This is a genomic window from Mesorhizobium sp. NZP2298 (genome assembly GCF_013170825.1).
Taxonomy (GTDB): Bacteria; Pseudomonadota; Alphaproteobacteria; order Rhizobiales; family Rhizobiaceae; genus Mesorhizobium.
Window position 1 is genome coordinate 5,870,057 of the sequence record NZ_CP033365.1, and the last position, 20,655, is coordinate 5,890,711.

Sequence of the window (20,655 nt, forward strand, 5' to 3'; positions counted from 1 at the left end):
CGAAGCTACTCGAAGGAATAGGTGAAACCTTCCTTGGAGGCGCCAACGGTGACCTTTGTCATCTTTTCGCCCGCGAGCGACCGGTTGAGCACGCCGCGGCTCAGTTCCGGCAGCAGCGTGTTGGTCAGGATGGCATCGATCATCCGTCCGCCGGATTCGATCTCGGTGCAGCGGGCCTTGACCAGATCCATGACACCGTCGCCGATCACCAGTTCCGCATCGTTGGTCGTGCGCAGCCGGCGAGCGATCTTGGCAAACTGGTGACGGGTGATGGCTTCGATCATCCCGTCCGAGAGCGGGTAATAGGGAATGGTCACCACCCGGCCAAGGAAGGCGGCCGGAAAGACCTTGAGCAGCGGGCTGCGCAAGGCGATGTCCAGATCGTCAAGTCCGGCCCGTATCGTGCCGTTCCCGGTCCGCTCCATGATGACCTCCGAGCCGACATTGGAGGTGAGCAGGATCAGCGTGTTCTTGAAATCGATCCGGCGCCCCTCGCTGTCGTCCATCATGCCCTTGTCGAAGACCTGGAAGAAGATCTCGTGCACGTCGGGATGCGCCTTCTCGACCTCGTCGAGCAGGATCACCGAATAGGGCTTTCTGCGCACCGCTTCGGTCAGGATGCCGCCCTTGCCATAGCCGACATAACCGGGCGGCGCGCCCTTGAGCGTCGAGACCGTATGCGCCTCCTGGAATTCGGACATGTTGATCGAGATCAGGTTCTGCTCGCCACCGTAGAGCGTCTCGGCCAGTGCCAATGCGGTTTCGGTCTTGCCGACGCCAGAGGGACCGCAGAGCAGGAACACACCGACCGGCTTTTCCGGCGCGCCGAGCCCGGCGCGGCTGGTCTGCACGCGTTTGGCGATCATCTCCATGGCGTGATCCTGGCCGACGACCCGCTCCGAAAGCGTGGTGGCGAGCTTGAGCGCCTTTTCGGTCTGGCTGGACAGCATCCGTCCGGTCGGAATACCGGTCCAGTCCTGGACCACGGCCGCCACCGCATTGCGGTCGACGGATGGCAGGATCAGCGGTGTCTCGCCCTGCGCCTCGGCCAGTTCGGCCATCAGCTCGCGCAGCCGGGCAAGATCGGCGACAGGATCAGGTGGATCGGCAGCGGCCGGTGTTTCCACGTCGGTCTTGGCAGCCTTGGCTTTGGCCGCCTTGGTCTTCGTCGGTTCAGTCTTGGGTGGCTCAGTCGTGGGCACCTTGGTCTTTTCTGCGTCCGCCGCTGCCGTTTCGGTATCGGCCTCAGCGGGCGCCGCCGCATCAAGCGGCACGCCCTCGCCGCGCAGCCTTGCGCGCAACTCGAGGATTTCGGCAACCAGCGCCTTTTCGCGCTCCCAGCGCCCCTCGGCGGCGGCCAGCGTGGTCTCGGTTTCGGCGAGCCCGGCGTCAACCCGCGCCTGCCGGTCAGTCACCTCGATGCCGATCGCTGCCTCGCGGCCGATAATGCCGCGCTCGACCTCCAGCGCCTGGCGGCGGCGCATGATGTCTTCGACCTCCGCCGGCGTGGCGTGCTGCGATATGGCGACACGGGCGCAAGCGGTGTCGAGAAGGCTCACCGCCTTGTCAGGCAGTTGCCGTGCCGGGATGTAGCGATGCGACAGGCCGACCGCCGCCTCGATCGCCTCGTCGAGGATCTGCACCTTGTGGTGCTGCTCCAGGACGCCGGCCACGCCGCGCAACATCAGAACGGCCACCGCCTCCGACGGTTCGTCGATCTTCACCACCTGGAAACGGCGGGTCAGCGCCGGGTCCTTCTCGATGTGCTGCTTGTATTCGGCCCAGGTCGTTGCCGCGATGGTGCGAAGTTCGCCCCGCGCCAACGCCGGTTTCAGGAGATTGGCCGCATCGCCGGTTCCGGCAGCCCCCCCGGCGCCGATCAAGGTGTGGGCTTCGTCGATGAACAGGATAACCGGCGTTTCGGACGATTGAACCTCGTCGATGACGGCCTTCAGCCGTTTTTCGAATTCGCCCTTCACGCTGGCGCCCGCCTGCATCAGCCCGACGTCGAGCATGCGCACGCTGACATTCTGCAGGGTGGGCGGCACGTCGCCCTGGGCGATACGCAAGGCAAAGCCCTCGACGACGGCGGTCTTGCCGACCCCGGCCTCGCCGGTCAGGATCGGGTTGTTCTGCCGGCGCCGCATCAGGATGTCGACGATCTGCCGGATTTCCGGGTCGCGGCCGACGACCGGATCGATCTTGCCGTCGCGGGCGCGCTGGGTCAGGTCGGTGGCGTATTTCGCCAGCGCCGAATCCCCGCCCGGAGCCCGCTTCGGCGCCTCCGGGGCGGAGACGGTGGTCGAAGCGCCGGTTTCGAGTGAGCCCTCCACGACATCGGCGAACCGCGCGATGACCGTGTCGGCGTCGATCTTGTCGAACTCGCCGCTGATCTTCGACAGCAGGCCTTCCAGCACCGGCGTCTTCAGGCAGGCAAGCAGAATATGTGCGCTGCGGACTTCCTCGACGCCGAACTCGAGCGTTGCCAGGTTCCAGGCTTCCTGGATGGCATGGAAGATGTGGTCGGAGAATTCCTCGATCGATGTCGCGCCATAAGGCAGCTTGTCGACGGCGCGGGTCATCTCGGCCGTGAGCCGGCTCGCATCCACGCCCGCATCGGCGATGATCATTTGCACGTCCGAGCGGTCGGACAGCACAAGTTGCTCGATGAAATGGACGAGTTCGACATAGGGATTGCCGCGCAGTTTAGCGGTGTCGGCAGCTGCCTTGAAGGCGCGGACACCCACAGGATTGAGCTTGCCGACCAGTTCCTTGCGTTTGAAAGTCTGCGATGACCGGCGCTGTTCCATCGAACCTGCTCCTGCAGTCTACCAGCCGATAAACTGCCACATAAGATGTCACTTGACAAAGCGGGTAATGGACCGCTGTCCCGGTACCCGGTTTAGCCGACTCCTTTCCATTTGTGGAAAGTCCCGCATCGCCGACTGCAAACAGCCACGGCATTGGACGCCTCTCCGCGACGCGGTTCGCATGCATCCAAGGCAACCAAGCCGTGGATTTCGGCGCTCATGAGGCGATCGCGTTTAGCTTATGTTAATTTTTGAGCGCTCGTTGAATTGTGGTAAAGTGCAACCGTGTGATAACGTTGCGTCACGTATGGCTTGAGGCTGGTCGCTGGGGGTTTGTGTGATTGATGTCGCACTCTGGCTTAGTCCGCTCGACGGTGGAAATCCGTCAGGGGAAGACTTGCGCAACGACCCGGCTTTTCACGAGCTGGAGCGTCTGACCGAACCCGAGATCAAGGTCGTCCACGACGGCAACAACAAGCCCACGTCGCAAAGCACCATTCCGGTCGACTGGTCCGGCGTGCTGGCGAAGGCGGGGGAATTGCGTGCGCATGGCCGGGACCTGCGGCTGCTGGTCATCGTCACGCGCGCGCTGGCCAATGAAGAGGGGCTGGCCGGGCTCGCGCAGGGGCTGACCCTTATTGCCCAGACCTTCGACCAGCATTGGGAAACCATGCATCCGGCACTGCGGCCCAACGCTTCGCCTCGCGATGCCGCGTTGCGCCGCATCAACGCGCTGCTCGACCTCCAGAACAGTCAGGACGGGTTGCTGGCGAACCTGCGGCAGATGATTTTCTTTGCGCCGCGCTCGATCGGGCCGATCAGCGGACGCGACCTGGAACAAAGCGCGCTCGATGACCGTGTCATGCTCCAGGAAGCCGCCTCCGGCTTGAATACGGCGGAAAAGGCGGCACTGGTCAGCGCGCACGGACAATCGTTGAACCGGGTGCGTGCCGGATGTGCGGCACAGGTGGATCAGGCCGGTGCGGAGATGGTCTCGCTGGTCGCCGATGCCCAGGCTGCGATCGCAGCCCTTGACGCGGTCGAGACCGCGCTCGGCGCCCGCCTCGAGGGCGGCGGGGCTCAGGTTCCGGAATTAAAACGGTTTCTGCAGCGTTTGCTGACGACCCTCGAACGGAACGCCGCAGCGGGTGCGGCGGCCAATGGCGCGGCCAAGCCGCCCACTCCGGCAGAACCGGGAACGCCTGCTCGAAACGGTCATGGAGCCGAGACTATGGCAAGTGCGGCAAGCTACACGGAGACCAGCACGGGGCTTCCTGACCGGATCTCCTCGCGCGAGGACGTGGTCAAATGCCTCGACCTGGTCGTCGCCTTCTATGACCGCACCGAACCGTCGAGCCCGATACCGCATCTGGCGCGGCGCGTGCGCCGCATGGTGCACATGGATTTCGTTGAACTGATGGAAGATCTCGCCCCGTCTGGGTTGAAGGAATTCCGGCTCCTTGCCGGCGTTCCCGATGCCAAGAAGACGGCTCAGAAGGATGAAAGGTAACAGCACATGCCAGCCGAAAGCAAAGCGAAGGTCATCGAACGAAATCGCGCGCCGCGGGTGCAGATCGCCTACGATGTGGAAACCTACGGTAGCCCGACGACGATCGAATTGCCATTTGTCATGGCCGTGATGGCCGACCTTTCCGGCGCTTCGCAGACCAAGGAAGCGTCGAAATCGGTGCTGGACCGAGCCTTCGTGGAGACCGACGCGAACCGCTTCCCCAAATTCATGGAGGCGCTCGGGCCCCGCGTCAAAGCCCGGGTGAAGAACACGCTGCCGCAGGCCGAAGGCCAGGAGCGCGACGAGGAACTGGCGCTCGATCTCACCTTCACCAAGATGGGCGATTTCGCTCCAGACAAGATTGCCGAGCAGGTGCCGCAACTGGCCGAGATCCTGAAGATGCGTCGCCAGCTCGAGGAACTGCTTGGCTTCATGGACGGCCGCGTCGACGCCGAAAAACGCATCGCGCAGCTTCTGAACAACGAGCCGCTTCTTGGCAAGATCGCCAGCCAGGCACTGGCCGACGACGACAAGGCAGGGGAGTAGACCATGGCCGAACAGCAAAAGACCGCCGCCGTCACCGCCGAGGCCGAAGCCATAAACCTCGACGAATTCAGCGGGCTCCTCGAGAAGGACTTCAAGGTCAAGAAGGATGACAGCGAGAAGTTGCAGCAGCTCGTGCGCAATCTCGCGCTCGCAGCACAGTCGCGTTCCGACACCACGACCATCTCGTCCAATGCGATCAAGTCGATCAAGTCGCTGATCGCGGGCATCGACAAGATGCTGACGACACAGGTCAACGAGATCCTGCACGCACCGGAAGTGCGCGAGATGGAGGGCACATGGCGCGGCCTCTGGTATCTCGTCAACAACACCGAAACGGATCAGAAGCTGAAGATCCGGGTGATGAACATCTCCAAGGAACAGCTGGCCGACACGCTTGAAGACTATGAAGGCCAGATGTGGGACCAGAGCCCGATCTTCAAGAAAGTCTACACGGACGAGTACTCGATGCTGGGCGGCGAGCCGATCGGCTGTGTGATCGGCGCCTACGAATTCTCCAACCACCCGCGCGATGTCGGCCTGCTGCGCAATATTTCCGGCATCTGCGCCTCGGCGCACACGCCGTTTATCGCCGCCGCCTCGCCACGCCTGTTCCGCATGGACAGCTGGCAGGAACTGCCGAATCCGCAAGACCTGCAGCAGATCGTCTCCAACCCCGCCTATGCCTCGTGGCAGTCGCTGCGTGAGAGCGAGGACGCCCGCTATATCGGCCTGACCATGCCTCGCGTCCTGGCCAGGCTGCCCTATGGCACCGACACCGTTCCGGTGAAGGGCTTCACCTTCGAGGAAGAGGTGCAGGGCGATCACAACAAATATGTCTGGATGAACGCCGCCTTCCCGATGGGCGTCAACATCAACCGCAGCCACAAGCTTTTCGGCTGGGGCACGCAGATCCGCGGCGTCGAGAATGGCGGCACGGTGCTCAACCTGCCGGTGCACAGCTTCCCGACCGACGACGGCTCGATCGCGATGAAATGTCCGACCGAAGTCGCCATCGACGACCGGCGCGAGGCCGAACTGGCCAAGCTCGGCCTGATGCCGATCCTGCACCGGAAGAACACCGATCTCGCGGCCTTCATCGGCGCCCATTCGCTGCAGGACGACGAAACCCGTGCCGGCCGGCTGGTCGACCCCGATGCCCAGTCGAACGAACGGCTGAGCGCCAACCTGCCCTATCTCTTCCCGGTCTCGCGCTTCGCGCACTACCTCAAGGCGATCGCGCGCGACAAGGTCGGCTCGTTCAAGGAACGCTCCGACATGCAGATCTGGCTGACCGAGTGGATCAACCGCTACGTGCTGGCCAACCCTGCCTTCGCCGACGACAAGGCGCGCGCCAAGCGCCCGCTGGCGGCGGCCGAAGTCCAGGTGGACAGCGTGGAGGGGCGGCCGGGCTACTACAACGCCCGCTTCTACCTGCGCCCGCATTACCAGTTGGAAGGCATCAACGCCTCGCTGCGGCTGGTGTCGGAACTGCCGTCCGTGAAGACCTGATTTGCAACAACCAGACCTTGTTTTGTTTGAAAGCGGTGGAGAAAGACAATGCCAGTCAAGATCGATGGTTTTCTGAAGGTTCCCGATATCAAGGGCCCAAGCACCCGCGACGGCCACTCGGACGAGATCGAAATCCATGGCGTCGATTACAAGATGGTCGCACCCTATGATCCGAATTCGCTCTCACGCCGTGGCCGCGTGTCCATGGGCATGATCAAGTTCACCAAACACTACGACAAGTCCTCGCCCTACCTGGCAAAGGCACTGTTCGAGAACAAGGCGCTCGATGAAGTGGTGTTCTCCGCACGGCGGACCATCGATGGCGAGACCAAGGACTACCTGGTCGTCACGCTTACCGACGCCTCAATCATGGAATACGACATGTCGCAGGCCGAGGATGAGGAAGACCTGATCCAGGAAGAGGTCAGCTTCGCCTACAAGAAGATCAAGTTCGTCTATGACGGCAATGATGAAGCCGAAATGGATGTCTATGTCGGCAAGTGAGGTTCGGCGGCCCGGCGCGGGCAAGCAGCAGATAGCGGGCAGCTTGCGGGCAAAAAGCGAGGCCGTCCAGCCATCGCTATGGGATCGTCTTGTCAACGACCTGCCGGGCCTGACCTCGGAGATAGATGGACTGCGCCGTGTCCTGCTGGACGAGCTTGGCGCGGACCGTCTCGACGCCTTCGTTGCCGGAAGTGCGCGGACCATCGACGCCGATGCGGAACTGACGCCCGACCAGAAACGGCGTCTGCATCGCCTGGCTTTCCAGACCCAGCACCGCGCCGAGATCGAAAGCCGTGGCGTGGTGGTATCGGCCCGCGTGCTCAGGGAGGCGGTGCGGCGCGACATCGAGGCTCTGTTCAATACCGAGCGTTTCGAGGCCACGCCGCTGCTTTCCGACCTGGAAAATGAGCAGATGAACGACAATCCACCCTCGCTCGCCGATTTTCCGGAGGTGCGTCGAAGCGTGGTCAATTACGGCGTGCCGTCCTTCTCGGGCCGCTCGTCCCGTGACTTCGACCGCGACGTGCTGGCGCGCGAAATCCGCTCGGTGCTCGCCACCTTCGAGCCACGCCTCAAGGAAAGCGCGACGAAGGTTACCGTCACCCTTGGCGACAAGACCGTGGGCCTGAAGATCGAGATCGATGCTGTGCTGATCATGACGCCCACACCGGAACGCATGCGCCTGCGCACCACCATCAATCTCGACAACGGCTTGGCGCGGACCGAAATTAGGGACGCCTGAGATGGATCGGGTCTTCGTCGAATATTACGAGGAGGAACTGACCCATATCCGCGGCCTCGCGGCGGAATTTGCCGACATGCATCCGGCGGTGGCGCGCAACCTTTCCCTCGATACGGTGCCCTGCCCGGATCCTTATGTCGAACGGCTGCTGGACGGCGTCGCCTTCCTCGCCGCGCGCACCCGGCTGAAAGTCGACGCCGAGCGCTCGCGATTTTCACGCAGCGTGCTCGACGTCCTCTATCCAGATCTGGTCACGCCGGCGCCGGCAACGGCTATGGCCGTGCTGAAACCTGGCCAGCAGGTGCAGACCATGCCCGCCGGCCACGTCGTCAAGCGCAACACGCGGCTGGTCTCCAGCCTGCAACCCGGCTTGTCGACGCGCTGCACTTTCTCCACCGCGCAGGACATGACGCTGTGGCCGATAGCGATCACTTCGGTCAGCTATTTTCAGGATCGCAGCGCGTTGGCCGCGGCCGGCATAGGACCGATCGGCGGTACCGGCGGCGAGGCGGCGCTGCGCCTGGCGATGACGCGGACCGGAAAAGGCAAACTCGACGAATTGGCGCTCGACCAGCTTGACCTCTATTTTGCCGGACGCACCAAGGCGCCGCTTCTGTTCGACGCGATCTTCGGCGCCTGCGTGGCTGTTGGCGCGCGACCGGAAGGCAAGACCAACCGGCTGTCGCCCTTGCCGGCACCCGAAATGGTCGGCATCAGCGACGACGAGGCCTTGATGCCGCGCACCCGCCCGACATTCGAAGGGTACCGCCTGCTGCGCGAATACTTCGTCATGCCGGAGCGCTTTCACTATGTGCGGGTCCTGGGACTGCAGACCGTGGTGCGCAAATGCGAGGCCGGCCTGGAGATCATCTTCCTGTTCCGGCGCCCGGTGCCCGAACTCGCCGACCTGACGCCGGCGGATTTCGAACTTTTCGCGACGCCGATCATCAATCTGTTCGAGCGTGAGTGCAACGTCGTCGAGCTCGATCAACGCAAGACGCGGCAGGTGCTGCACGCCGACCGCACGCGGGCGCGCGACTTCGAGATTTATCGTGTCCTGCGCGTCGAGGATGCCAACAGTGAAGGCAGCGACGCCGAGATACCGGAGCTGTTCAGCCTCGGGCAGAACCGCGGCAGTGGCTGGGTCTATTCGACAGAACGGCGCCCACGCCGGGCGACGGAAGATGAGCGCAGCGACGGCCTGACCCGCACCTCTTATACCGGGGACGATGTTTTCCTGGCGGTATCGCGGCCGCTTGGCAGTCCCGCGAACCGGCCGTTGAAGCGGCTCGACATCTTGGCGCTTTGCACCAACCGCGATCTGCCGATCCTCGATGACAATCCGACCTTGACACTGGAGGCCGGTGACCCGGTCGAATCCGTTCGGCTGCTCGGTGCGTTGCGCCCACCACAGCCGGCCATCGCCGCGGCACTGCCCTCCGGGGCCGATGGCGAATCCCGGGCCGACGATCTCGCCTGGCGGCTGGTGGCGCAGCTCGCACTCAATTTCTTGAGCCTCGCCAAGGAAGGCCGCGGAGTCGATCCGCTGCATGCGCTGCTTGATCTTTATGCCGACCGGGGTGACCCGGGCCTTGCCCGCAACGTGCATTCGATCGTGCGCATAGACTCGCGGCCGGTGGTCGAACGGCTGCAGATCGATGGACCGATGTGCTTCGGGCGCGGCACTGAAGTGACGCTGCATGTCGATCAGTCGGTGCTGGCGGGGCAGAGCACCTTGCTGCTTTCGGCCTTGCTGGCGCGGCTGTTTGCCCGTCATGCCGGAATAAACGGCTTCGTGCGAACTCGCACGCGGCTGCTGCAGAAGCAGGAGGATGTGCCATGGCCGATGACGCCCGGCAATCGCTACCTGATCTAGACAAGACACCTGATCTGGACAGGACTGGCCCGGACCGGGCCGAAGGTCTGTCCGAAGTGTTCGACTTTTTCGAATTGCTGCGCCGTCTTGAACAGCGCAGCGGTCTGTTCGGCCATTCCGGACGGCCCGACCGCGAGCCCGCAAGGCTCGGCCAGCATGTGCGGCTGGCCTTTTCCGCGCGGGACCTGGTTCAATTCCGCGAAGCCAATGACAAGATGCCGGCCCGGGTCACGGTTGCAAATCTAGGCCTGTTGGGCCCCGAGGGCCCAATGCCATTGCATCTGACGCGCTGGGTGCTCGACCGCCTGTCGCAGCGCTGGTTCGCCGGCGCCGACGCACAGCAGACCAGCGACACGACCTTCGTGGACTTCGTCAACATCCTTCAGCACCGCATGATTGCCCTCTACTACCGGGCCTGGGCGGATGCGCATCCCGCTGTCCAGGTCGAGCGCGCGGTCGGTGGCCGCGTTCGCGCCATGCTTGAAGCGATGGCAGGGATCGGGCTTCCCGGCACCCAAAATCCTGATCTCGACACCGTCAAGCTTCGCCAGGCCGCGGCGCTCGCCAACCAGGTCGACGGCCCGGAAAGGCTGACGCTGTTCCTGGCGGAAGCGTTCAAGGTACCGGTTCAAATCAAGGAGTTCATCGCCGCCTGGATAACCATCCCAACCGGGCTCCAGACCCGCCTCGCAAAAGCCTATGCGGGACTCGGCCGGGGGGCAACCATCGGTCCGCGCGTTTTCAACCGCCAAAGTGGGATCGAACTGCGTGTCGGCCCTCTCGGTCTTGAGGAATTCAAGGCATTCCTGCCGGGAGGGCCGCGCCTCAAACTGTTCAAGCAGGCCGTTCGCGACATGGTCGGGGAAACGCTCGACGTTGACCTGCGCATCGTGCTGGCGCGTGAAGCTGTGCCGCCGCCTCGTATCGGAACGGTCCAGCTCGGCCGGACCGCCTGGCTTGCGCGGCCCACCGAAAGGGGGGATGCTGACGATCTGCGGCTGCGGACAATTGTCGGATGGCGGCCGGAAATGGCGGGGGGCGCGGCATGAGCCTGCTGCTGACGCTGGAGAAAGGGCCACGCACCCAGGCGGTACGGCAGACCCGGCTGGACGAAGGCGAGCTGGTGATCGGCCGCAGCGCCGACGCAGGCTGGCAGATCAACGATCCCGACATGTTCGTTTCCCGCGCCCATTGCAAGATCACGGGCGGGCGAGACGGCTATTTCGTCACCGACACGTCGAGCAGCGGGCTGTACATAAATGACTCCGACAGCCCGCTCGGTGCCGGCCAGTCGACGCGCCTTCAAAGCGGGATGCGGCTGAGACTTGGCGACTATGTCGTCCATGTCGACCTGCAGACGCCAACCGCCCAGGCACAAGCGGCCAGCCAGCCGGTTCCCGAACGCCTGCCGCCGGCATCGCGGGCGCCGCTAAGCATCGGCAGTGACGACTTCTTTTCCGCCAAGGTCGAGGAAGAGCCGCGACGGCCACGTCCGGCCGACCTGCCCAACCCGTTCGAGCAGCCGGTTGCGGGCGCGTTCGAGCGTGCCGCCTCCAGCCAGCGCAGCTCGCCTGCTTTCGATGACCCGTTCAGCCTCGATCCGGTTTCGACGCCTGTGTCCACGGGCGTTGGCCCTCATCCCGAAACTGGCCCGCCAAGCTTCGCGGACCCGTTCAGCCTCGACCCGGTGCCTCCCCCTAACGGGTCCACCGAACCTTCCGCCGGAAAGCCATCCGACTTCAAGGACGACTTTGGCTTCGGACCAGCCGCGGCGCCCAGTTCGACAAGCGGCGCCGGCTCGAACGGACAGCGCATCGTCCCACGACCGCAATCCGCCAATCCTTGGGATCTGCCTGTGCAGGCAGCAGACGCCCCGCCTCCAGCGCGCACAGGTGCTGCCGCCAAACCCGCCCGCATGCCGGCAGCGGCACAGCTGGGCGACATGGCGCTTCGCTCCGCATTCCTGCGCGGCATGGGCGTCGAGGAAGCCGATTTCCCCGGGCGTGACAGCATCGCGGAAATGGAGAAATTTGGCCGCGAATACCGGTTGATGATGGAAGGCCTGATGCAGCTTCTGCGCAAGCGGGCCGAGGAAAAGGGAAACGCCCGCGTCGCCCAGACCATGGTCGGGGCTTCCGAAGTCAATCCGCTCAAGTTCCTGCCGACGGTCGACGACGCCATCGTCACGCTTATCGCCGAGCGCAGCCCCGGCTTTCTCGCCGGCGACGCGGCCATCGCCGACGCGATCCGCGATCTCGCGCAACACCACGTGCGCGCCTGGCGCGGCGTGCAGGCCGCCTTGCGCCGGATGGTCGACCGTTTTGATCCTGCAGTGATCGAGGAAGAGCTGAAATCGAATTCGGCGATCGGCACCCTGTTTTCGGGCGGGCGCGGCGCCAAGCTGTGGGAGCTCTACCAGAAACGCCATCGTGAAATCGCCGAGAGCGCGGAGAAAAGCTTCCTTGGCGAAATCGGCGCTGATTTCCGGGACGCATATGAGGAGGAGTGAGACATGATCGACCGACGCGAATTTATCGTTGCCCTGGGCGCGACCGGGCTGCTTACGGCTTGCCAGAGCGGTCCGCCAAAACCTTCGGTGATCACCGTTAACGTGTCCGGCGGGGCCGGCATGAACCCAGGACCAGGCGGCGGCGACCGGCCGGTGACTGTCCTCGTGATGCGGCTGCGCAGCACCGGCAAATTCAATTCCGCCGACTACTTTGCCTTGCAGGGCGATGCCGGTACGGCGCTGGCAGGCGATCTTATCGGATCCGACCAGATTGCCGTCGGGCCGGGAAAATCCGCGTCCAAAACCATCACCGTCGAGCCGGATGCCACGGCGCTGGGCTTCGTTGCGCTGATCCGCGAGCCTACAGGCAGGAACTGGCGGACGACCAAGTCGGTGTCGCCGGGATCCAAATTCACGATCAATGTCACGCTTGGCAGCGGCGGTATTTCCGCCTAGCGGCCAAGGCAAGGAGAGCTCAATGCAGAGAGCAGCGGCATGAGCGATGCAAACAGGGTGCTGTGGTCCGAAGGGCTTTTCCTGCGGACCCAGCATTTCCAGCAGCAGGATCGCTTCTTCGAGGCGACGGTGCGCGGCGCATTGCAGGCCGGGCAGTTGCATACGTTCGGCTTTCAACAGCTGACGCTGGATCAGGCGTTGCTCGACGCCGGCCAGATCGCCATCCTGTCGGCACGGGGCATCTTCCCGGACGGGACACCTTTCGCCATTCCCGAGATGATGGACGCGCCGCGGCCGCTGCCGGTCACCTCCGATACGGCTACGGGACCGGTGCTGGTCGCCTTGCCGCTGGAGCCGCCCGGCGGTGTCGGCTTCGATCCGGCACACGCCGCCGCCTCGGGAGCGCGCTATCACGGGCGGATCGTCTCGGTGCGCGACGCCGTCCAGGGCGGCTCGGACCCTGAAGAAATCGAAATCGCCCGGCCACAGGCGCTGCTGCTGGCACCCGGCAAGTCGGTCGGTGGTTACACGGCCTTGCCGATCGCCGACCTCAAGGGGGTTCGAGCCGATGGCGGCGTCTCGTTGGACGAGACCTTCCTGCCACCGACACTGGTGACCGGCGCGGTGGCCTGGTATCGGCAGTTGCTGCTGGAAGTCGTCACGGGCCTCGACCAGATCGCCGAGGCGCATGGCAAGATGGTGATGGGCGGACCGGGGCGCAGCGTCGAAGACCTGCTGATGCTCAACCTCGCCAATGCGGCGCGGCCGCGGCTGGCCCACATGCTGGCGCAGGATGTCTTCCATCCGGCCGAGCTTTACCTGGAACTTGCCGGGCTCGCCGGTTCGATGGCGACCTACGGATCGAGCGCGCGGCGGCTGGGCGAATTGCCGGCTTACGATCACATGGCGCCGGGGCCGGCATACATGGCGCTGGCGGATGCGCTGCGCTCGCTCATCCTCAGCCTGCGCTACATCGAGCCGAAATCGCGCGCGCTGCCGGTCATGCGGCATTCGACCAATGTCTGGAAAATCCGCATCGACAACCCGAAGCTGCTGGTCGCCAGCCGCATCGTCATCCGGGTCGGCTCGGAGTTGTCGGAAGACGCGCTGCGCAAGATATTCGTCAATCAGGCGACTGTCGGCTCGGCCGACCAATTCGAGGGCCTGTGGAAATCGCGCCTGCCCGGCATTCCGCTGAAACCGCTTCACTCCCAGCCGCGCGAGATCCCTTACGACGGCGATCGGCTGTGCCTCGAACTGGACCAGAAAAGCGAGCACTGGGCGTCGCTGCTCGATGCACCCGGCTTCGTCATCGGCGTTTCGGGCGTGTTGCCAAGCGAGCCGCAGGTGGACTGCTATTCGGTGAACAGGTGAGATGATGAGCCGCGATGATCCTTTCGGACTGTCGGAGGATCGCGAACGAACCCGCATACGGCTGACCGGCGCGCCGATGCCGCGGCCGATGGCGCCGCTCTTGCCGGGCACGGCGGTCAAGAGGTCGCGCACGCATCCGAACGCGCTTGTCAACGCGTTCGCGCCCTTGCTCGAATTCGCGCCCGAGCTTGAAAGCGCGCTGGCGCCGGAGAACCCGGAAGCGCTGCGCACCCGTCTGCTCGAAGAACTGGTTCGGGCACGCGACACGGCGATGGCTACGGGGTCCTCGCTGGAGCGGGCCGACCAGGCAGCCTGGGTGGTGGCGGCGTTGCTCGACGATCTCGCCCTGAACACGCCGTGGGGCGGGGCCAGCGCCTGGCCCCGGCAGCCGCTCGTGGTCATGCTGCGCGGCGATGTCGATGCCGGCACGCAGTTCTTCACGCGTCTCGACGAACTGGAACGCCATCCCAACCGCGATCGCGAATTGCTGGAGCTGCAATATGACTGCATGGCGCTCGGCTTCCGCGGCAAATATCGCGTGCCCGGCCGGTCGGGCGACCGCTCGCTCAACGCCGTTCGCGTGGCCGCGGCACGCTTCCTGCGCGACGCCGACGCCGAAGGCGCGCCCCTGTCGCCAAACTGGAAGGGCGTGATCGCCTCCGACGAGCCGCAGCGCTTCATCGTTCCGATCTGGGTCATGGCGCTCGGTGCGGCGGTTGTCGCCGCGGCCGTCCATATCGGGCTGTCGATGGGCCTGAGCAGTCAGGCGGTCGAGCTTTCAGCGCTTGTTCGGGCCCTGCCGCCGCCTGAACGCGGCGATATCAGCCGGACCTCGCCCAAGGTCGACGCCCCGCCGCCGGAGAAAGTGGATTTTGCGCTGTTGCCGGAATTCCAGGCCGGCGCGCCGGCCGGCCTCAAATCCGCACTCAGCGGCACCGAGAGCGTTTCGCTGGCCAAGCTGATCATCCAGGCCTCCAACCCCGAACTGTTCCAATCGTCGCGGCCGCAACTGAGCGACGGCTTCGAGCCGCTGATCGCTTCGATCGCCAAGGTGATCCTCGCCAATCAGGAGCTGATCGGGAACATCACGGTGATCGGTCATACGGACGGCGTGCCCCTGCAAAAGACCAATCCGCTGTCGACCAACCAGCGCCTGTCGGAGGCGCGCGCCCAGACGATCGCCGACATGCTGGTCCAGAACGGCGTGCCGCAGGACCGCGTCCGCTCCGAGGGCCGCGCCGCAACGGATCCGGTGGCCAGCGACAGCACGCGCGAAGGGCGAGCCTTGAATCGCCGCGTCGAGGTGCTCGTCGAAAAGAGGCTGTGAGATGTTCATCCTGCGCTTCCTCTGGGCGGTCCTGACATCGCGCTGGCTATGGACGCTGATCGGCATCACGCTGCTTTCCCTGGTCATCTGGGTGTTCGGCCCGATCGTCAGGGTCGGTCCCTATTCGCCTTTCGATTCCGACAATGTGCGCATTGCCATGATCGCGGGCCTGATCATCCTGTGGCTGATCTGGCTGATTATCGCGCAGCGCCGCGCCATCCGCGCCAACCGCCTGTTCGTCGCCGAGATCGCCGCGCCGGTTGCGGAGAAGCCGCTCGGCCCCGGCGAAGAGAATGTCGCCGCCGTAGGCGCCAAGTTCGCCGAGGTGATGGCGGAACTGAAACGCCGCAAGCTCGGCGGGCGCAAGTTCCTGCGCGAGATGCCTTGGTATGTGATCGTCGGGCCGCCGGCCACCGGCAAGACCACGGCGCTCAGGCAGTCCGGACTGAATTTCCCGATCGACCTCACTGACGATCTGCAAGGGGTCGGCGGCACGCGCAACTGCGACTGGTTCTTTTCCGAGAGCGCGGTACTGATCGACACCGCCGGCCGCTATGTCCAGCAGGAAAGCCAGCCCGATGTCGACGCGGCGGAATGGCTGGGCTTTCTCGACCTTCTGAAGAAACATCGCGGCCGCCGCGCGCTCAACGGCGTGATCGTCGCGCTTTCGATCGACGTGCTTTCGGAGGGCGACGAAGCCATCAAGGCGCACGGCCGCAAGATCCGCCGCCGGCTGGCCGAACTCAACGACCGGCTCGAAATCCGCCTTCCGGTCTATCTGATGCTGACCAAGGCCGACCTGATCAAGGGTTTCGAGGCTTTCTTCGGCGGCCTGTCGACCGCCTCGCGCGAACAGGTCTGGGGAACGACCTTCGCGCTGGATGCACGCGTCGATGCCAAGACCATCGAGCGGGAAATTTCAATACTGGCGACGGAACTCGAGCGGCGGCTGGTGCCGCGCCTGGAGGACGAGGACAAACTCGCCGCCCGCGCCGAAATCTTCAGGTTTCCAGCCCAGCTGTCCAGCCTGTCCGAACCGATCCAGGTTCTGGTCGAGGCGATGTTCGGCGAAAGCCGCTATGAAGAGGCGGCCTGGCTGCGCGGCCTCTATCTGACATCGGCGACGCAGGAAGGGGCGCCCATCGACCGGCTGACCGCAGCGCTGTCGTCGTCCTTCGGCCTGCCGCCACGGCGGGCCCTGCCCGCGCCAAGGGTCGAGAAACGCAGCTTCTTCCTGAAGAACCTGCTCACCGAAGTCATCTTCAAGGAAGCCGGCCTCGGCACGTTCGATCCGCTGGCGCAACGCCGCCGCGCCTGGATCTGGCGCGGTGCGGCGGCCGCGTGTGCCGCGGTCGCCTTGTTGGCCGCCGGGCTGTTCACCTGGTCCTATTTCGACAACCGCAACGCGATCACGGCGCAGGCAAGTCAGTTCGAGGCACTGCAGACACCGCTGACCTCCATTGCCGCAAACCCGGCATCGGTGCAGCAGCCGGCGATCGACGGCGCGCTCGAGGCGATGGACGCGGTCGCGAACGCCAGGACCCCACCGCCGGGAGCGCCCCAGGACCTGCTGGGGCCATCGGCCTCTGCCGAACTGGTGCGGGCGCAGACCGACACTTACGACCACGCCCTGCGCAACGTGCTCGAGCCAAGGATGGTGGCGCTGCTCGAGGCGACCATGTGGCGACAGATCCGCGATCCGGATTTCATGCTCGGCGCGCTCAAGACCTATCGCATGATGACCGGCCTGTCGCAGATGGACCCCGATTTCGCGCAGAACTGGTGGGTCAACAGCCTGCCGGAATTCGCGGCCGCGGCACCATTTCCGACCGCCGACGCCGAAGAGCATCAGCTTGCCGCCATCCGCCGCATGGCGGTCGACGAAAGCTATGTCGCGCCCGACCAGGCCCTGGTTGCCGAAGCGCTGAAAACGGTCTGCACGATTTCGTTGCCGGCGCGTGCCTACAAGCAGCTGCTGGCCGATCCGGAGGTGGCCGGGCTCAAGGAGTGGATCCCGGCCAATTTCGCTGGCCCCAATGGCGGCAAGGTGTTTGCGCGACGTTCCGACAAGACACTTCGCGTCGGCATTGCCGGGGCATTCACCTATGCCGGCTTCCACGACGCCATTCTCGACCGCATCGACGATGTCGCCGCCCAGGCGGCGCTCGACCGCGCGGTTTTCGCCGGCGGCTGCTCGGAGAATTCCGAGACCTCGGTCTCGGCGCTGTCGGAAGATATTCTGAAGCTCTACTATGACGACTACATCGCGCAATGGGACAGCTTCCTGCGCGACATGCGGCTCGCGCCTTTGACCGACCTCAACGTCGCCAGCGAAAACCTGAAGGATCTCTCGAGCGCCGATTCAGCCTTGAAGCGGCTGCTGACGGCGGTCGTTCAGGAGACCGAACTGACGCGCTCCGACGAGGCGCCCGCCGACAACAAGGCGGCGGCGAAGGGCGCCTCCAAACTGCTCGGCAAGCTGGGAAAACTCGGCAAGCTGGCGACATCAGGCGCGAAACTGCTTCCCCGCGCTGGGTCAGCCACCGAGGTGGACCTGACCGGCAATCTGGTGGCCGAACATTTCAAGCCGCTGAAGAGCACCATTGCCGAGGTCGACGGCCAGCCGCCGGCGCTCGATGCCGCCGTTGTCGCGCTGACCGCGCTGTCGAATGTGCTACAGACGGTCAGCGCCAACCCCAATCCGCAGGATGCCATCAAGAAACAGGGCGGCCTTGCCGAACTGACGGGCGCGGTCGCCAGGCAGGCGCAGATCCTGCCCGACCCGATCAACGCCTGGCTCGGCGGCATTGCCGGTGACACCAGCAATCTGACGCAGAAGGCGGTCACTTCGGAGCTCAACGCCATCTGGCGCGCCGACATACTGCCGTTCTGCCAGGCGGCGCTGAACGACCGCTATCCGTTCAGCGCCGACAGCGCCGTGGACGTCAATGTGCGCGATTTCGCCCGCCTGTTCGGACCGGCCGGGCTGATCGACGGTTTCATCAACGACCACCTGATCAACTATGTCGACACCACCAGCCAGCCGTGGAAATGGCGCGCCGATTTCGGCCTCGATCCTTCGGCGCTGGCGGCGTTCGAGCAGGCCAGGCACATCCGTGACGATCTCTTTCCCGGAGGCACCGGGCCGGTGATGAGCTTCACGCTCGAACCGAAGGACCTGTCTCCCAACGTCACGCGCGTGACGCTCAACCTCGATGGCCAGACGCTGGTCTACTTCAACAACGCGACGCGGCCGCAACCGATGACATGGCCCGGCAAGGACGGCACCGGGGTCATTTCGCTCGCCTTCCAGCCGATCGACGGTTCGCCCGAAATCATGCTCAACGAGACCGGTAGCTGGGCGTGGCTGAGGCTGCTGCGCAACGGCCGTTTCGCCGGCACGTCGCTGTCCGATGTCTACAGCCTGCGCCTGGGCACGAAGGGAATGTGGGCCGATTTCGAACTCAAGGCCGCCAGCGTCGAGAACCCCTACAATCTGCAGATGTTCAAGAAATTCTCATGTCCGCCGCAGATATGACCGTGCCCGGCTTTTACGGCAAAATGCCCGCCACCGGCGATTTCGTGACGCGGCGGCTGTCGGGCGACTTTGTTCGCGGCTGGGACCGCTGGCTGGCGCAGCATCTCGTGCCGCTGTTTGGCTCGGAACTCTGGCCAGGCGCAACCGCGCTGCGCTTTCTGGCTGGCCCGGCTTCCTTCGGCGCCTCGGCGGGCATCATCGTGCAAAGCGCCGACAGGGTGGGCAGGAAGTTCCCTCTGAGCGTCGTTGCGCAGCTTGCCGAAGCGCCCATTCAACTGGCTGCCGCCGAGGCGTGGTTTTCCGGCATCGAAGCGGCGGCCATCACCGCCCAGAACGGCGAGTTGACGCCGGACGAACTGGATACCGCGCTGGCCGGACTGCCAGTGCCGTCCGTCGAGCCGGGCGACGAGATCATCAGCGGCATGGTGATGTGGACGGCCCGTTCGGACATTTTCGACATCGATCCGCAATCGCCACAGGCGGTTCTGGAGCAGATCCTCGCCGCCAGTTGGGAGACCAGCTGATGGACGAGGCGCCTTGGGCGGTGGCGCTGCCACGCGCGGCCGGGTGCCGCCACCCGGGACCGGTTGAAAGAGCGCGTTGATGTGGCTGTTGTCGAACCAGACGCCATTCGCCGTAGAGCGCAACTGGACACGCGACGAACGCGGCCATGAGGTCTGGCTCGTGGCGATCAAAGGCTCATTCGAGATCGATCCTGACGGCAAACAGACGCTGCTGAAAGACCAGACCCCGGTCACCAAGGCTCCGCTTCACGGCGCGGATCCAAACGAATTGCTGGACGAGAGCGATTTCAATATCGAAAAGAGACATACCGATGTGCTGATCGAGGGGCATGTTTACGCACCGGGCGGCCAGCCGAGCCTCGAAACCATCGCTCGTGTCAAGGTTGGTGATCTGGACAAGACCGTCAGGGTCAGCGGCGACCGTATCTTCGTGCCCGGCCCGGTTTCGGTTCGCATGAGCCGTCCGCAACCCTTTGTCCAGATGCCGATCAGCTGGCGCCGAACCTATGGTGGCATCGACATGGAGGCCTCGACGCCGGACTGGGATCAGCGCAATCCACTCGGCACTGGCTTTGCGGTGAACCCGCAAAGACTGGTCGGCAAGACCGCACCGAACTTTGAATATCCCGACGCACCCTATCGCGATCATCGAAGCGGCAAGCCGGCAGCTTTCGGTCCGGTGGCCCGGCATTGGCAGCCACGGGCAAGGCACGCCGGCACCTATGGCGAGGAGTGGAAGAAAACGCGGGACCCGCTTTTGCCGCATGATTTCAGCCGCCTGTATTATCAATGCGCCCCTGAAGACCAGCAGACCAAACTGCCGCTCGTCGGCTACGAGGACGTGCGTCTCGGCAACGTCACGGCTGACGGCTTCTGGCGGTTCCTGCTGCCGCGCGTGACGTTCGTGATCACCACCGAGTTTTACGGCAGGCCGGACCGAAGGCATGACGAGGCGTCGATCCACACACTGCGCATCAAACCCGATTTGCGGCAGTTCTCGATCACCTGGATGTCAATCCTGCCGGTCCCCTATGACGAGGAGCATTTGAAAAACACGACGGTGCGGCTGAAGAGGCGGATCGGTGTGTCACCGACAATCGCGGCCACCGGAGTGTGGTCGGCGGAGGATTCGTGATGGCGGAGGGCGCGGTCATCGTGGTGGTCGGCGTTGGCGCGCGCACGCCTCTCGGCTTCGACGCGGCGTCGAGCGCGGCAGCGGTGCGAGCCGGCCTTTCGTCCATCCAGGATCACCCTTTCATGGTCGACCGGTTCGGGGAATTGATGAAGGTAACGCGCGACACCGGGATCGATGTCACGCTCAAAGGTCCGGACCGTGCCGTTGAAATCGCAGTCTCGCCGGCGCTGGATGCGCTGCGGCCCTTGCTGGCGAGCACGCCGTCGACCGAGGTTTCGCTCATACTCTCCACCGG

At 64.5% G+C, this 20,655-nt stretch carries 16 protein-coding genes; 14 read left to right on the forward strand and 2 right to left on the reverse strand.

Features of this window, described 5'->3' with window-relative positions; genetic code table 11:
• Nucleotides 1-5: 5 nt before the first annotated feature.
• Complete coding sequence (gene tssH, locus EB231_RS28335; protein WP_172351719.1) at nt 6-2,810, reverse strand: type VI secretion system ATPase TssH; 2,805 nt, start codon at nt 2,808-2,810, stop codon at nt 6-8.
• Between the two features lie 337 nt (nt 2,811-3,147).
• Here tssH and tssA point away from each other — a divergent pair, with 337 nt between their 5' ends.
• The 14 genes from tssA (at nt 3,148) to EB231_RS28405 (ending at nt 20,360) form a co-directional block, all read left to right on the forward strand.
• Entirely contained in the window at nt 3,148-4,320 is a 1,173-nt protein-coding gene (tssA, locus tag EB231_RS28340; protein ID WP_172351720.1) for a type VI secretion system protein TssA, read from the forward strand.
• A 6-nt stretch (nt 4,321-4,326) separates the two neighbouring features.
• Nucleotides 4,327-4,866, forward strand: a complete 540-nt coding sequence (tssB, locus tag EB231_RS28345) for a type VI secretion system contractile sheath small subunit (RefSeq protein ID WP_172351721.1) — start codon at nt 4,327-4,329, stop codon at nt 4,864-4,866.
• Nucleotides 4,867-4,869: 3 nt separating this feature from the next.
• Nucleotides 4,870-6,375 carry a type VI secretion system contractile sheath large subunit gene (gene tssC, locus EB231_RS28350; RefSeq protein WP_172351722.1) on the forward strand — a complete coding sequence of 502 codons (1,506 nt, stop codon included), beginning with the start codon at nt 4,870-4,872 and terminating at the stop codon, nt 6,373-6,375.
• Between the two features lie 48 nt (nt 6,376-6,423).
• Complete coding sequence (locus tag EB231_RS28355; RefSeq protein WP_172351723.1) at nt 6,424-6,879, forward strand: Hcp family type VI secretion system effector; 456 nt, start codon at nt 6,424-6,426, stop codon at nt 6,877-6,879.
• Nucleotides 6,866-7,621, forward strand: coding sequence for a type VI secretion system baseplate subunit TssE (gene tssE / locus EB231_RS28360; RefSeq protein WP_172353053.1), 756 nt, complete (start codon nt 6,866-6,868; stop codon nt 7,619-7,621). The genes EB231_RS28355 and tssE overlap by 14 nt, the downstream gene beginning before the upstream one ends.
• 1 nt (nt 7,622) lies before the next feature.
• Nucleotides 7,623-9,497: a type VI secretion system baseplate subunit TssF gene (tssF, locus tag EB231_RS28365; RefSeq protein WP_172351724.1), complete on the forward strand. Its 1,875-nt coding sequence runs from the start codon at nt 7,623-7,625 to the stop codon at nt 9,495-9,497.
• Nucleotides 9,461-10,546 carry a type VI secretion system baseplate subunit TssG gene (gene tssG / locus EB231_RS28370; protein WP_172351725.1) on the forward strand — a complete coding sequence of 362 codons (1,086 nt, stop codon included), beginning with the start codon at nt 9,461-9,463 and terminating at the stop codon, nt 10,544-10,546. The genes tssF and tssG overlap by 37 nt, the downstream gene beginning before the upstream one ends.
• Nucleotides 10,543-12,006, forward strand: a complete 1,464-nt coding sequence (tagH, locus tag EB231_RS28375; protein WP_172351726.1) for a type VI secretion system-associated FHA domain protein TagH — start codon at nt 10,543-10,545, stop codon at nt 12,004-12,006. Before tssG ends, tagH begins: the two co-directional genes overlap by 4 nt.
• Before the next feature lie 3 nt (nt 12,007-12,009).
• A complete protein-coding gene (gene tssJ / locus EB231_RS28380; RefSeq protein ID WP_172351727.1) occupies nt 12,010-12,462 on the forward strand; it encodes a type VI secretion system lipoprotein TssJ in 453 nt (150 codons plus the stop codon).
• Nucleotides 12,463-12,501: 39 nt separating this feature from the next.
• Nucleotides 12,502-13,836, forward strand: coding sequence for a type VI secretion system baseplate subunit TssK (tssK, locus tag EB231_RS28385; RefSeq protein ID WP_172351728.1), 1,335 nt, complete (start codon nt 12,502-12,504; stop codon nt 13,834-13,836).
• Nucleotides 13,837-13,840: 4 nt separating this feature from the next.
• Entirely contained in the window at nt 13,841-15,163 is a 1,323-nt protein-coding gene (gene icmH, locus EB231_RS28390) for a type IVB secretion system protein IcmH/DotU (RefSeq protein WP_172351729.1), read from the forward strand.
• 1 nt (nt 15,164) lies between these two features.
• Nucleotides 15,165-18,701 carry a type VI secretion system membrane subunit TssM gene (gene tssM, locus EB231_RS28395; protein WP_172351730.1) on the forward strand — a complete coding sequence of 1,179 codons (3,537 nt, stop codon included), beginning with the start codon at nt 15,165-15,167 and terminating at the stop codon, nt 18,699-18,701.
• Entirely contained in the window at nt 18,683-19,225 is a 543-nt protein-coding gene (gene tagF, locus EB231_RS28400) for a type VI secretion system-associated protein TagF (RefSeq protein WP_246740740.1), read from the forward strand. The genes tssM and tagF overlap by 19 nt, the downstream gene beginning before the upstream one ends.
• 79 nt (nt 19,226-19,304) lie before the next feature.
• Nucleotides 19,305-20,360 carry a DUF2169 family type VI secretion system accessory protein gene (locus tag EB231_RS28405; RefSeq protein ID WP_172351731.1) on the forward strand — a complete coding sequence of 352 codons (1,056 nt, stop codon included), beginning with the start codon at nt 19,305-19,307 and terminating at the stop codon, nt 20,358-20,360.
• Between the two features lie 112 nt (nt 20,361-20,472).
• On the opposite strand, the gene EB231_RS28410 is transcribed toward EB231_RS28405, so the two are convergent.
• The gene (locus EB231_RS28410; protein ID WP_172351732.1) at nt 20,473-20,643 is read right to left on the reverse strand and encodes a hypothetical protein; all 171 of its coding nucleotides are present in this window, start codon (nt 20,641-20,643) and stop codon (nt 20,473-20,475) included.
• Nucleotides 20,644-20,655: the final 12 nt, after the last annotated feature.

Coding starts and splice junctions, on each gene's coding strand:
- tagH (WP_172351726.1), top strand. CDS start 10,543: ATGAGCCTGCTGCTGACGCTGGAGAAAGGGCCACGCACCCAGGCGGTA.
- tssJ (WP_172351727.1), top strand. CDS start 12,010: ATGATCGACCGACGCGAATTTATCGTTGCCCTGGGCGCGACCGGGCTG.
- tssC (WP_172351722.1), top strand. CDS start 4,870: ATGGCCGAACAGCAAAAGACCGCCGCCGTCACCGCCGAGGCCGAAGCC.
- tagF (WP_246740740.1), top strand. CDS start 18,683: ATGTCCGCCGCAGATATGACCGTGCCCGGCTTTTACGGCAAAATGCCC.
- tssG (WP_172351725.1), top strand. CDS start 9,461: ATGGCCGATGACGCCCGGCAATCGCTACCTGATCTAGACAAGACACCT.
- tssH (WP_172351719.1), bottom strand. CDS start 2,810: ATGGAACAGCGCCGGTCATCGCAGACTTTCAAACGCAAGGAACTGGTC.
- tssE (WP_172353053.1), top strand. CDS start 6,866: ATGTCGGCAAGTGAGGTTCGGCGGCCCGGCGCGGGCAAGCAGCAGATA.
- EB231_RS28355 (WP_172351723.1), top strand. CDS start 6,424: ATGCCAGTCAAGATCGATGGTTTTCTGAAGGTTCCCGATATCAAGGGC.
- tssB (WP_172351721.1), top strand. CDS start 4,327: ATGCCAGCCGAAAGCAAAGCGAAGGTCATCGAACGAAATCGCGCGCCG.
- tssF (WP_172351724.1), top strand. CDS start 7,623: ATGGATCGGGTCTTCGTCGAATATTACGAGGAGGAACTGACCCATATC.
- EB231_RS28405 (WP_172351731.1), top strand. CDS start 19,305: ATGTGGCTGTTGTCGAACCAGACGCCATTCGCCGTAGAGCGCAACTGG.
- icmH (WP_172351729.1), top strand. CDS start 13,841: ATGAGCCGCGATGATCCTTTCGGACTGTCGGAGGATCGCGAACGAACC.
- EB231_RS28410 (WP_172351732.1), bottom strand. CDS start 20,643: ATGAGCGAAACCTCGGTCGACGGCGTGCTCGCCAGCAAGGGCCGCAGC.
- tssK (WP_172351728.1), top strand. CDS start 12,502: ATGAGCGATGCAAACAGGGTGCTGTGGTCCGAAGGGCTTTTCCTGCGG.
- tssM (WP_172351730.1), top strand. CDS start 15,165: ATGTTCATCCTGCGCTTCCTCTGGGCGGTCCTGACATCGCGCTGGCTA.